The 13,183-nt window shown below is 71.0% G+C and carries 9 protein-coding genes; 4 read left to right on the top strand and 5 right to left on the bottom strand.

Going from position 1 to position 13,183, the window contains the following annotated elements; translation table 11 throughout:
* The first annotated feature begins 86 nt into the window (after positions 1 to 86).
* A complete protein-coding gene (locus ACQPWU_RS26885) occupies positions 87 to 845 on the top strand; it encodes a MerR family transcriptional regulator (protein WP_433444482.1) in 759 nt (252 codons plus the stop codon).
* A 202-nt stretch (positions 846 to 1,047) separates the two neighbouring features.
* Here ACQPWU_RS26885 and ACQPWU_RS26880 read toward each other — a convergent pair whose 3' ends face one another.
* The 4 genes from ACQPWU_RS26880 to ACQPWU_RS26865 all read right to left on the bottom strand — a co-directional run bounded on the left by ACQPWU_RS26880 (position 1,048) and on the right by ACQPWU_RS26865 (position 5,948).
* Entirely contained in the window at positions 1,048 to 2,100 is a 1,053-nt protein-coding gene (locus ACQPWU_RS26880) for a DUF4037 domain-containing protein (RefSeq protein ID WP_433444481.1), read from the bottom strand.
* A gap of 80 nt (positions 2,101 to 2,180) precedes the next feature.
* Positions 2,181 to 2,915, bottom strand: a complete 735-nt coding sequence (locus tag ACQPWU_RS26875) for a GNAT family N-acetyltransferase (RefSeq protein ID WP_433444480.1) — start codon at positions 2,913 to 2,915, stop codon at positions 2,181 to 2,183.
* Positions 2,912 to 4,342 carry an adenylosuccinate lyase gene (gene purB / locus ACQPWU_RS26870; protein ID WP_433444479.1) on the bottom strand — a complete coding sequence of 477 codons (1,431 nt, stop codon included), beginning with the start codon at positions 4,340 to 4,342 and terminating at the stop codon, positions 2,912 to 2,914. Before purB ends, ACQPWU_RS26875 begins: the two co-directional genes overlap by 4 nt.
* Positions 4,343 to 4,463: 121 nt before the next feature.
* Entirely contained in the window at positions 4,464 to 5,948 is a 1,485-nt protein-coding gene (locus ACQPWU_RS26865; protein WP_433444478.1) for a PucR family transcriptional regulator, read from the bottom strand.
* Positions 5,949 to 6,086: 138 nt separating this feature from the next.
* Between ACQPWU_RS26865 and ACQPWU_RS26860 the strand changes: the two genes are divergently transcribed.
* Positions 6,087 to 7,178, top strand: a complete 1,092-nt coding sequence (locus ACQPWU_RS26860; protein WP_433444477.1) for a Zn-dependent alcohol dehydrogenase — start codon at positions 6,087 to 6,089, stop codon at positions 7,176 to 7,178.
* Positions 7,179 to 7,191: 13 nt separating this feature from the next.
* On the top strand, positions 7,192 to 8,619 hold the full coding sequence (locus tag ACQPWU_RS26855) for an APC family permease (RefSeq protein WP_433444476.1): 1,428 nt from the start codon (positions 7,192 to 7,194) through the stop codon (positions 8,617 to 8,619).
* A 399-nt stretch (positions 8,620 to 9,018) separates the two neighbouring features.
* On the opposite strand, the gene ACQPWU_RS26850 is transcribed toward ACQPWU_RS26855, so the two are convergent.
* Positions 9,019 to 12,282: an efflux RND transporter permease subunit gene (locus ACQPWU_RS26850; RefSeq protein WP_433444475.1), complete on the bottom strand. Its 3,264-nt coding sequence runs from the start codon at positions 12,280 to 12,282 to the stop codon at positions 9,019 to 9,021.
* A 100-nt stretch (positions 12,283 to 12,382) separates the two neighbouring features.
* Here ACQPWU_RS26850 and ACQPWU_RS26845 point away from each other — a divergent pair, with 100 nt between their 5' ends.
* A complete protein-coding gene (locus ACQPWU_RS26845) occupies positions 12,383 to 12,835 on the top strand; it encodes a MarR family winged helix-turn-helix transcriptional regulator (RefSeq protein WP_360710007.1) in 453 nt (150 codons plus the stop codon).
* The last annotated feature ends 348 nt before the right edge of the window (positions 12,836 to 13,183 follow it).

Here is a 13,183-nt window from a genome sequence, read left to right as displayed (position 1 = left end):
TGAGAAACCCCTACTTGGGTACCTATTTCGAGTACCTACGTAGTCCCGAGAAGAAGTCAAGCCCACCCCACGGCAAGCTGGAACCCATGAGCTTCCCCGTAGGGCAGGTCGCCAAGCTGGCCGGCATCACCATCCGCACCCTGCACCACTACGACCAGATCGGCCTGCTCACCCCCGGCCAGCGCACCCACGCCGGCTACCGCCGCTACACCCACGCCGACCTCGCCCGCCTGCAGCAGATCCTCCTCTACCGCGAACTCGGCTTCCCCCTCGACGAGATCGCCGCCATCCTCAGCGAAAGCACCACCGACGACCTCGCCCACCTGCGCCGCCAGCACCAACTGCTCACCCGCAAAGCCGAACACCTCCACCAGCTCATCGCCGCCGTCGAACGCGCCATGAACGCCCACACCACGAACATCCCCCTCACCCCCGCCGAACGCCTGGAGGTCTTCGGCGACTTCCGCCCCGAAGACCACGACGCCGAAGTCCAGCGCCGCTGGAGCCACACCCCCGAATACGCCGAAAGCAGCCGCCGCATCGCCTCCTACACCAAAGACGACTGGCTCCAGATCAAAGCCGAAGCCGCCGCCATCACCGCCGACCTGGCCGCCGCCTTCCAAACCGGCCGGCCCGCCGACAGCCGGCACACCATGGACCTCGCCGAACGCCACCGCGGCCACATCACCCGCTGGTTCTACACCTGCACCTACGACATCCACCGATGCCTGGGCGACCTGTACACCGGCGACCCCCGCTACACCGCCGTCTACGACGCCCACGCCCCCGGCCTGGCCGCCTACCTCCGCCAGGCCATCCACGCCAACGCCCGCCGCACCACCTAGGCATATCCACGAGAACTACATCGCCACCGTCGGCACCCTCCGCCCGCGCCCTTCACCACGCCCCGCCTCCAATCGGGTGCGATCACCCACATCGGCGACCCACCATCCACGTCGAGGAGCCGGCGTTTTCCCTCGCAGATAAGGGGTTGCCTGGCGTAATGGATGGCGCTTACATCACCCACGACCTTTACAATGTAGATCACTAAGCTTTGAGGCCGAGCGCCGCCGCCGTCACCGGCCGTGCCCGCCCCGGTTGCATCAGCAGGTCCGTCGAGTCAGACAGCTGATCCACGCACCCCACCACCGGCAGGTCCCTGATCGTGGGATCGGACACCGACGCCATCAACGCCTCGGCGAACCGGTCCCCTCCGATCACCTCGAACGGCCGGTCGAAGAAGGGCCGTACCCGCTCATCCACCGGCTCGGCCAGCGCCACGCGGTTCTGCAGCGCCGCCACCCGCGCGTACGCACCCGACAGTCCCTGCTGCCGCTCCCGCCAGGAGCGGGCAGCCAGTGCCGCCCCGAGGCTCTCCCCCAGTTCGGTCGAGCCCGGCATGCGCGCCAGCGCGCTGCCGAGCCATTTCGCGTACGGCGGGTAGCGCCGCCGCAGCAGCAGCGCCAGCCGCATCACCTCCCGGGCCAGCCGCGCCCCCACCACGGCCGAGCCGAGCTCGTCGCCCACCTCGCCGCACCGGCCGGGGAACGGCTCCTCCTGCGCGATGCGCCGCCACTGACACGCCAGCACATACCGCCACACATCCCGCGGATACCAGCTCAGCGCCGCTCTGGCCGCCTCCAGCCCGCCCCCTGTGACGGCGCCGTCCAGCCCGTCGTGGAACACCTCGCCCCGGGTCACCTCGGCCAGGCTCTGCCACGGCGCCGACAGCCAGTCCAGCAGCGACACCCCGTCCCGGGGGTCGAAGCCGAGCCGTTCCACCAGCCACTGCCCCAGCTCCGTCACCGTCACCCCGGGCTGCATGTTGCCGTGGTAGCCGAACACGGTGGGAAAGCCGCGGAAACGCGCCGGCAGGCCGGCCACCACCTTCGCCCGCACCTCGGCCACCGCCTCTGGGGCCACGAACACCAGCACCCGCGGCCCCCAGTCGTGGTCGGCCGAGCGGGCGGTGTCGAACGCCAGCACCTCCGACCCCGGCCCGATCAATGCGGCACTGTGCGCCACCCCGGGAACCAAAGGCGCCACCACTTCGCCGTAGAAGGCGCGCGACAACTCAATACCAGGAACAAAATTGGACATCACGCCGTCAACTCTGCCCCAGCGCCGTCCGAACCTCACCCGGTTTTCCTCCGGCCCCGACTCTGCGGTGACAGGGCGGGTCAGGGGGTCACGTGGGAGGCCATCACGCGCCGCCGCCGGTAGCCGATCCGCTCGTAGACGGTGATGGCCGCCGCGTTGCCGTCGTCCACCATCAGCGCCGCCCGCCCGTAGGCCGCCAGCAGCTCACGCGACACCCACCGGCACACCCGTTCGGCCAGGCCCCGCCCGCGAAAAGGCGCCCGGGTGGCGACCCCGGCCAGCAGCCCCACCGTGGGCGCCGACCAGGCGTCCGCCGCCACCGCCGCCAGCCGCCCCTCCACGCGCACGCCCGCCCAGCGGCTCACCCCGGCGATGCCTGGCACCGCGTACGACTCCGGCGCGGCCGAGGCCAGCAGCGCCGCGATCTCCGCGTCGGCGGCCGGCTCCAGCCAGCCCACCTCATCAGGCGAAGCACCTTCCAGCGTGTGCAGGCTCATCCAGGAGAACTCCCCGGCCGGCTCCACCCCGTCCAGCTTCGCCGTCACCTCGCGTACCAGCTCCCGTTCCCCGAACGGCCGGAAGGAGGGGCCCAGCTCGGCGAGTGCGTGGCCCACCAGCTCCACCGCGCACGAGACCCCGCCCCACACGCCCAGCCGGTCCCGCCGCGACGCGCCGGGACCGGCGGCCACGACCGCGTCCCCCAGCGCCCACGCCCGCGCGCCCCCGCGCAGGCCCTGCGCCGCCCATACCAGCAGGTCGTCGTCGCCGCACGCCTGCCGCACCTGGCGGACGTCGCGCAGCTCGCGGATCGTCACAAGATCGCGCCGGGCCGGTACGCGGCCGCCTGCGGGTGCGCCGCCACGACCTCGCCCACCCGCTGCGCGACCGCCTCCACCTGGTCGGCCGCCGCGCCGGTGAACGACACCCGATCGGCCAGCAGCCCGTCCAGCTGGGCGCGCTCCAGCGGGAAACGGGCGTCGGCGGCCAGCCGGTCGAGCAGCTCGTTGGCGGCGCCGCGCGAGCGCATCGCCAGCGCCGCCGCCACCGCGTGCTCCTTGATCAGCTCGTGCGCCGTCTCCCGGCCCACCCCGGCCCGCACCGCCGCCATCAGCATCTTCGTCGTCGCCAGGAACGGCAGGTAGCGGTCCAGCTCCGCGGAGATGACCGCGGGGAAGGCGCCGAACTCCTCCAGCACCGTCAGCATCGTCTCCACCAGCCCGTCGAAGGCGAAGAACGCATCCGGCAGCGCCACGCGCCGCACCACCGAGCACGACACGTCGCCCTCGTTCCACTGGTCGCCCGCCAGCTCACCGGCCATCGAGGCGTAGCCGCGCAGCACCACGGCCAGGCCGTTGACCCGCTCGCAGGAACGGGTGTTCATCTTGTGCGGCATCGCCGACGAACCGACCTGCCCCTCCTTGAACCCCTCGGTGACCAGCTCGTGCCCGGCCATCAGCCGGATCGTCTTGGCCAGCGACGACGGCGCCGCCGCCAGCTGCACCAGCGCGCTGACCACCTCGAAGTCCAGCGAGCGCGGATAAACCTGCCCGACGCTGGTGAAACGCTCGGAAAAGCCCAGGTGGGCGGCCACCCGCCCCTCCAGCTCGGCCAGCTTGCCCCGATCGCCGCCCAGCAGGTCGAGCATGTCCTGAGCGGTGCCGACCGGGCCCTTGATGCCGCGCAGCGGGTAGCGGCCGATCAGCTCCTCCAGCCGCCGGTAGGCCACCAGCAGCTCGTCGGCCGCCGTGGCGAACCGCTTGCCCAGCGTGGTGGCCTGCGCCGCCACGTTGTGGGAACGGCCGGCGATCACCGTGGCCTCGTGCTCGACGGCCAGCTGCGCCAGGCGGGACAGCAGCGCCACCACCCGGTCACGCACCAGCAGCAGGCTGTCGCGCACCTGCAGCTGCTCGACGTTCTCCGTCAGGTCGCGCGAGGTCATGCCCTTGTGCACCTGCTCGTGGCCGGCCAGCGCGTTGAACTCCTCGATGCGCGCCTTCACATCGTGCCGGGTCACCCGCTCGCGGGCCGCGATCGAGTCGAGATCGACCTGCTCGACCACCTTGTCGTAGTCGTCGATCGCGCCCTCGGGGACCGACACCCCCAGCTCGGCCTGCGCCCGCAGCACCGCCAGCCACAACCGCCGCTCGGCGACGACCTTGTAGTCGGGAGACCACAGGCGGGCCAGGTCCGGCGAGGCATAACGGGAGGCCAGGACATTCGGGATACGCGGCTTGGACGTCACGTCGGACAAGTCTATTGACCTGCCGGCGCCCGCACGGCACCGGGCCGTACGGGCGCTTCGGCGCCCCGATCAGGAGACTGGGGTGAGGACCTCCGCGGCGACTCTCAGCTGACGTCCTGCGTCAACTGCGTCGATCCCCGTGGGGCGGCGGCTGGTGGGTCGCCAGCGCCTGCAGCGCCAGCCAGGCGATCACCCGGTCCTCGGTGGCGTTGATCGACAGCCCGGTCAGCTCCTCGACCCGGGCGATGCGCTGGCGCAGCGTGTGCCGGTGGATGCCGAGCTGTGACGAGGCGGCCTCCCAGCCGGCGTTCTCGCTGAGGAACACCTGCAGCGACCGCAGCAGCACCGGGTTGTCCAGCAGCGCCAGCAACGGTGAACGCAGCGCCGCCTGCGCGGCCGGGTCGAGGCGCTGCAGCACCAGCCGCCCGGTGGCCAGCTCGCCGAAGACGACCATGGGCTCGGCGTCGGCCACGGCCACGGCCAGTGCCTGCTCGGCCTGCTGGCGGCTGAGCTCGGCGCGGACGAGCGGCTGTGCGGTTCCCATGCCGCAGCGGGCCGGGACGCCGTCGGCGGCGGCCGCGCGCACGCGATCGGCCCAGCGGCCCAGCTCGCCCTCCGGGACGAGCACCGTGACCTGGGAGGAGTCGGAGCTGACGAGCTGCGGCAGGTCCAGCTCGGCACACCAGTCCAGCACGCTCTCCTCCAGCGGTACGGCGCGCGAGCGCGAGCGCAGCAGCGCCACGGCCACGTCGCCGGCGGGCCGGTTCCATCGGGCGGCCACCCGCTCGATGAGGCCCTGATCCCCCGACATGAGCGCGTCCACCGCGTCGGCCCTGGTCAGATGCCAGGTGTCGCCGCCGCTGAGCGGGTTGAGCGCCAGGTCGAGCAGGAGCGCGGCGTGCTGGGCCAGCTCCCTGGTGAGGCTGATCCTGTCGGGGCGCGCGGCCACCACCAGGTGAGCGCGCGGGCGGACGGGGTCGCCCACGCCGTACACGGTGATGTTCGGATGCCGGATGCGCGAGCGCTGGCCGGAGGCGGCGGCACGGGCGTCGTCGATGTGCACCCGCGCGGCGCCCACGGCCGCGTGCACCTTGCCGTGCCGGTCGAGCAGCACGGCCCAGCTGTCGATGCGGGCGGCCAGCACGGTGACGATGCCCTGGGTGCCTGCGCTGCGGGCCACCCTGGTCATGGCCGAGACACCCTCGGCGGTCAGCCGCGCCTGGGCCGCGTCGGAGCGCAGCAAATCGGCGTTGAGCTCGAAGGTGACATCCTGGAAGGCGACCCCGGCGGGCACCTCGAGGACCGGCAGGCCGCACGCCTGTGCCGCCTCGACGAGAGCACGCGGCGTCCTGACATGGTGTGGCCCGACGCCGAACCCGATCGCGGCCACCCCGGCCTCGGCCAGGCGTTCGGCATAAGCACACTGGCCTGCGGGGTCGTCGAGGGTGAGCCCGACCGTCAGCAGCAGCTCGCCGCCCTGCAGCCACGGGGTGGGGTCGGCGAGCTCTGACAGATGGGTCCAGCGGATGGGCCGGTCGAGGGCGGAATCGCCGGACAGCACGCGTAGCCGGAAGCGCTGCGCGACGTCCCCGACCGTCTCCAACATTGCCAATCGTCGCCCTTATCCCCGCTCAATGGACATTTGGCCACATGCTGCGCCCAGGCGCCAATTCATACCATGGCCATCACGTTGCGTAACGCCGGGTGACATCTTCCCTGTTCCCGGCCCTATCGAGGAGGTCACGTGCGAGCCGCGGTATTCGAGTCGGCCGAGTCCCCCGTCACCATCCAGGACGTGGACCTGGCCCCGCCCGGTCCGGGCGAGGTACGGGTGAAGATCGCCGCCGCCGGGGTGTGCGGATCGGACCTCCACGTCCGGCGCGGCGAGTGGGACGTCCAGGCTCCCCTGGTGATGGGCCACGAGGGCTCCGGCGTCGTCACCGCGCTCGGGCCGGGCGTCACCAGCCTGGCCGAGGGCGACCACGTGGTGCTTTCATGGGTCGCCCCCTGCGGCCGATGCCGGTACTGCCGGTCCGGCCACGAAGCCCGCTGCCAGGTCGCGGCCAACGTCGTGGCCCCGGGCGGCGTGCTGCAGGACGGCACCAGCAGGCTCAGCCGCGGCGGCGAGACCGTCTACCACTACCTGGGCGTCTCGTCCTTCGCCGAGGAGACCGTGGTCCCCGCCTCCGGCGCGGTCAAGGTCCGCGACGACGCCCCGCTCGACACGGTGGCCCTGGTCGGATGCGCGGTCGCGACCGGGGTCGGCGCGGTGACCAACACCGCCGCGGTGGTGCCGGGCAGCACGGTGGCCGTGATCGGCTGCGGCGGCGTCGGACTGTCCGTCGTGCAGGGCGCCAAGCTGGCCGGCGCCGAGCGGATCATCGCCATCGACACCCGGCCGGAGAAGACCGCCCTGGCCGCCGCGCTCGGCGCCACCGACCAGCTGCCCGGCGAGGACCCGGTCGAGGCGCTGCGCGACCTGCTACCCGACGGCGTCGACTACGCCTTCGACGCGGTGGGCCACCAGTCCACGCTGGAGGCCGCGATCAAGATGCTCGGCCTGGGCGGCGCGGCCGTCGCGGTCGGGCTGCCGCCCAAGAACACCCTGGCCCGCTTCGACCCGCTCGTGCTGGCCGAGGCCGACCAGCGCATCCTCGGCTCCAACTACGGCAGCGTCCGCCCGGCGATCGACATCCCGGCGCTGGTCGACCGCTACATGGACGGCCTGCTCCGGCTCGACCAGCTGGTCAGCCGCCGCGCCGCCCTCGACGAAGCCCCCCTCGCGCTGGAAGCCCTGGCCAGCGGCGAGGCACTGCGTACCCTCCTGATCCCCTGAGGAGACATCCCCCATGACCCAGACCCCCGTACAGCAGGCCGAAGACGGCCTCAGGCAGGGCGCGATGTCGGCCGGCGAGGTCGTCGCCCAGGCCATCGCCAACATCGCGCCGAGCGCGGTCATCGCCTTCAGCGTGGCCGGCATCTACGCCGGCTCGGGCAACGCCTCGTGGCTGTCGTTCACGCTGGCCACGATCGTGATCCTGGCCGTCGGCTACTGCATCGCCCAGTTCGCCAAGCGGCGCGCCTCGGCGGGCTCGCTCTACAACTACGCCGCGCAGGGCCTGGGGCCCTTCGGCGCCTACCTCACAGGCGTCACGCTCATCATCGGCTGCTTCGGCATCGCGGCCGGCTCCCTCGGCGGGGCCGTCTACCACTTCAACGTCTTCCTGTCGCAGATCGGCCTGCCGATCGAGGGCACGGCATGGAACGTCGTGCTAGCCGTCGCGATCGGCTCGCTGGCCACGCTGTTCACCGTCTGGGGCATCCGGCTCTCGGCCAGGATCTCGCTGATCCTGGAGATCATCTCCATCACGATCATCACGCTGATGCTGGTCGTGGTGCTCTTCTGGGGCGGCGGCCCAATCGTGGACACCGACCAGCTGACGCTCTCGGGCGCCTCCCCGCACGGCATCGCGGTCGGCATGGTGCTGGGCATCCTCGGCTTCGTCGGTTTCTCCAGCTCCGACGCGCTCGGCCGGGAGGCCAAGGACCCGTTCAAGGCCATCCCGCGGGCCATCATGTGGAGCGCCTTCGGCGTCGGCCTGCTCTACATCTTCGCCTCCTACGTACAGGTCGCCGGCTTCCACGCGCTCGGCGACCTGGGCACGAGCGCGAACCCGCTCGACGAGCTGGCCAAGGCCGCCGGACTGCCCGACTGGATCAGGCCGGTGCTCAGCCTCGGCGTCACCGCGTCGTTCTTCGCCGTGGTGGTCGCGCCGATCAACGTCATCGGACGGATCGTGTTCGTCATGGGCAAGGAGGGCGTACTGCCCGCCTCGCTCGGCCGTACCCACCGCACCCAGCAGACGCCGCACCGCGCCATCCTGGCCGTCGCGCCCGGAGTCGTGCTGCTCACCTCGATCCTGTTCGCTCTCGGCGTGGACGGCATGGAGATCGTGGTCAACATCGACACCTACGGCACCTACGGCTACATGATCGCCTATGCGGTCGTCGCGCTGGCCGCGCCGATCTTCCTGCGCCGCGAGGGGGTACGACTGCCGTTGCTGTGGCCCTGCGTGGTGGTGTCGGTGGCCGGGATGGCCTACGTGTTCTGGGTCAACGTGGTGCCCTGGCCGCAGTGGCCGCTGAACGCCGTGGTTCTCGCCTTCCTGGCCACCGTCCTGGTGGCGCTGGCCTGGTACGGCTACCTGCGCACGGCGCGACCGGCCGTGACCCAGACGATCGGCACCACCGAGACCGACTTCCCCGAGATGGCCTGAGACCGGGTCCGGCCGCCAAGGACGCCGGCCTGGCGGCCCGGACCGCGCCGAACCCGTGGACAGCTGAACGTGCCGCGGATCGCGGAGATGTGCGGCCCGGCGCCGATGGCGCCTCAGGACTGCTGCTCGTGACCCGGTGATCTACGGTGGAGGGCGGCGACCAAGGGTTTGAGCAGGGCGTGGAGCTCCTCAACCGAGGGCACGGCCGAGCAGTGGCCACGATCACCTGGTCCAACGCCGCGAGCAGCATGGCGAGCACCAGGCCCGCCATCACCGGACGGACCTGCCCCTTGGACATGCTCATCCCCGCCGCCTTTACTAAGTAGATTTCTACTGTCCGGACACACGGAAGCGCCCGCACGGCACCGGAGCCGTACGGGCGCTTCGACGGGGCCCCGATCAGGAGGCCGGGGTCAGGACCTTCGCCTCGTGCTTGGGCTCGGCCGGCTTGCGCCGCATCCGCTCCTTGGCCCGTTCGACCATCGTGTAGAGCGTCGGAACGAGGATCAAGGTGAGCAGGGTCGAGCTGATCAGACCGCCGATCACCACGATGGCCAGCGGCTGCGAGATGAACCCGCCCGACCCGGTCACTCCCAGCGCCATCGGCGTCAGCGCGCAGATCGTGGCCACCGCCGTCATCAGGATCGGCCGCAACCTGCGCCGGCCGCCCTCGATGACCGCCTCCACCACGCCCATGCCCTGCTCGCGGTACTGGTTGATCAGGTCGATCAGCACGATCGCGTTGGTCACCACGATACCGATCAGCATCAGCATGCCGATCAGCGCCGGCACGCCCATCGCCGTGTCGGTCGCCACCAGCAGCCCGATCGCGCCCGTGGCCGCGAACGGGATCGACACCAGCAGGATCAGCGGCTGCACGAAGCTGCGGAACGTCGCCACCATGATCATGAAGACGATCGCGATCGCCGCCAGCATCGCCATCCCCAGGTCGGAGAACGCATCGGCCTGGTCAGCCGACGCGCCGCCGATCTCGTAGGTGGCGCCCGAGGCCAGCGCGAGCCCGTCCAGCTTGGTCGTCAGCGCCTGGGTCACGCTGCCCAGGTTCCCGGCGTCGGCCACCTTGCCCGACACCGTCGCCGAACGCTCACCGTCGATCCGCGTCACCTGCGTCGGCCCGGCCACCTGCCGCACGTCCGCCACCGACGACAGCTTCACCAGCCCGGCCGCGGTCGGCAGCTTCAGGTCCTTGATCGCCTTGATGTCGTCGGGCGCGTCCGCGCCGCGCAGCACCAGGTCGCTGGAGCGGCCGTCCAAGGTGATCTGGCCCAGCGGCGCGCCGCGGAACGCCTGCGCCACCGCCTGCCCCACCTGCGCCTCGCTCAGCCCGCGCTCGGCCGCCTTCTGCCGGTCCACCGCGACGTCGACCCGCGGCGCGCTGGCCTCCAGGTTGGAGGCCACATCGCGCAGCCCCGACACCTCGCCCATCGCGGTCTTGACCGTGTCGGCCGCCGTGCGCAGCGTCTCGGCGTCGGGCGCCTGCACGATCACGTCGATCGAGTCGGAGGAGAACCCGCCCCCGCCGGCGCCGCCCACGGTGACCTCGCCGACGGCCGACAGCGCCTTGATCTGGTCGCGCAGCTGCTGCTGCACCTTCTCCGGGTCGGAGCCCTCCTTGATCGTCACCGAGTACGACGCCCGGTCCGCGCCGCCGCCGACCGCGCCGCCCTGCATGGCGTTGCCGCCGCCCACGTTCACCTGGTACGTCTCCACCCCGTCGACGTCCTTCAGCACGCCCTCCACCTTCTGGGCGGCCTTGTCGGTGGTCGCCAGGTCAGTGCCGACCGGCATCTTCTGCGACAGGGAGATCGTGTTCTGGCCCGAGGCGTCCAGGAAGTTCGTCTGCAGACCGCCCGCCAGGCCCATCGTGGCGACGAACACCGCCACCCCGATCAGCACCGTCGTCAGCTTGAACCGGGTGGCGAAGCGCAGCACCGGCAGGTACGCCCGCTGCAACGGCGAGCGCAGCTCCTTGGCCTCGGCCTCCTCACGCTGCTTGCGCGCCTGCTCCGGCGTCAGATCCGGCGCCTTCAAGAACCAGTACGCCATGACCGGCACCACCGTCAGCGACACCACCAGCGAGGCCAGCAGCGCCACCGCCACCGTCACCGCGAACGGGCCGAACAGCTCGCCGACCATGCCGCCCACGATCGCGATCGGCGCGAACACCGCCACCGTCGTCAACGTCGAGGCCGTCACCGCGCCCGACACCTCGCGCACCGCCGCCAAGATCGCCTGCAGCTTGGCCTCGCCGTAGCCGAGATGCCGCTTGATGTTCTCCAGCACCACGATCGAGTCGTCCACCACGCGGCCCACCGCGATCGTCAGCGCGCCCAGCGTCAGCATGTTCAGCGAGTAGTCGCCCACGTACAAGACGATCAGCGCGATCACCACCGACAACGGGATCGACACCGCCGTCACCAGCGTCGAACGCACCGACAGCAGGAACACCAGGATGACCAGCACCGCGAACGCCAGCCCCAGCAGGCCCTCGGTCGTCAGGCTCTGGATCGACTCCTCCACGTACGGCGCCTGGTCGAACACCACCGACACCGCCGTGTCCGAGCCGTCGCCCAGCGCCTTGGTCAGGTCCGGCAGCTTGTCGCGGATGTCATGCGAGATCGACACCGCGTTGCCGTCGGGCACCATCGTCACCGACACACCCAGGCTCGACCGGCCGTCCGTACGGGTGATCGTCGTCGCGTCCGCCAGCCCCCGCTTGATCTCCGCGACGTCGCCCAGCTTGACCGGCTTGAGCGGCTTCGGCTTGACCTGCTGCTGTGCCAGGGCCGCCTGGCTCGGCTGCCCCTGGCCCGGCCGCGCCGTCTGCCCGGTGGGGGTCCGCGTCTGGGACTGGCCCGGCTGCTGCGTGCCCTGCTGGGTGCCCTGCTGGTTGACCGCCGCCGGCTGGGCCGGGGTCAGGTAGAGGTCCTTCAGCTTGGCCACCGAGTCGACCCGCGCGCCCACCTGCACCGTCAGTGACTTGCCGTCGGAGGTCAGCGTGCCCGCCGGGATCGGCGTGCCGTTGGCCTTCAGCACCTCGGGGATCTGCGAGGCCGACACCCCGGCCGCCGCCATCTTCTTGGCGTCCGGCTCGATCGTCACGACCTCGTCGCGAGTGCCCGTGACCTGCGCCTCCCGTACACCCTCCACGCCCTGAAGCTCCGGCACCATGATCCGGCGCAGCTTGTCGGCCATCGCCCGCTCGTCGCCGCCGTCGCCCACCGCCAGCACCACCACCGGGATGTCGTCGGTGTTGCCCGCCACCACCTGCGGATCCACCCCGTCCGGGAGCGTGACCCTGCCGATGGCCTGCTGCATCTTGTTCAGCGAGGACTCGATGTCGGTGCCGAAGGCGAAGGCGACCTGGATCTGCGCCAGGCCCTCCTTCGACGTCGAGGTCATCTGCTCCATGCCGGTCAGGCCCTGGAAGGAGTCCTCGATCGGCTTGGTGATCTGGTCCTCGACGATCTCGGGCGAGGCGCCCGGATATGACGCGACCACGAACGCGCCGGGAAAGCTCAAAGACGGCAGCAACTGCTGTTTCAACTGCGGAATCGTGAACGCGCCGAACGCGCTGAGCACGATCGCGATCAAAATCACAAGTGTGCGGTTGACCAAGCTCAACCGGGCGAATGCGGTCACAGGCGTCCCCCTCCAAGAGTTCGCCCCAGACTAACACTTCGCCTTGTACGAATATTTAGACAGATTGAGCTTTCCTGATAACCTTCTCAGGAAGCGAGAGGTGAGTGTGAGCGACGAACGCGAAGACCTGATCCGCCGGATCACCGAGACGCAGCGTGGTCTGGGGCGAGTGTTCGCCCAGCACCGATCCCCCCTGTTCTCCTCCAACCTCACCATGCGGCAGCTCCATGTCGTCATGCTCCTGGCCCTCAACGGCTCCGCCTCAGGACAGGACCTCGCCCACCACCTGGGCGTCAGCCTCGGCACCGTCACCGGCCTCGTCGACCGCCTCGTCGCCCACGGCCTGGCCACCCGCCACGAGGACCCCCAGGACCGCCGCGTGCGCCGCGTCGAGCTCTCCCCCGCCGGCGCCGCCCTGGTCGAGGAGATCAACAACGCCGGCTTCGAGCACTACCGCCGCATCCTCGAACACCTCGACACCGACACCCTGCGCTCCCTCGAACACATCACCCGCACCATCCGCGCGGTGGCCGACAAGCTCTACAACGACTGACCCTCGCCGCCGGTTTCCATCCCCGATCGCGGATCGCGCCCCGTTCCCATGACCCGCCGACACCCCTCGGTCAGATGGCGGCGGGCGATCGGGGCAGCGGCGCGGTGCGCGCGTAGCCGAGAGAGGCGATAGTCAGCGTTGTCCTTCCCGCCGTAGCCCCCGCAGACCAGTACCGCCCCCAAGCAGGTCGAGCGCGCAGTCGGGACCGCCGAGGCGCCGTTCGAGCGGCAGTTCACCGCTGGAGACGCCGCCGGCCGAGATCGGCAAGCAGCAACGAGTGCAAGCCACCGGATTGGCCCGGGCCGCGGACGTGTGCACATCCCGGCCACTGCTTCGCAGGAGCGGGGC

Source organism: Nonomuraea sp. CA-141351 (assembly GCF_050944675.1).
Lineage (GTDB): Bacteria > Actinomycetota > Actinomycetes > Streptosporangiales > Streptosporangiaceae > Nonomuraea.
This window is presented reverse-complemented; position numbering and strand designations above follow the sequence as displayed.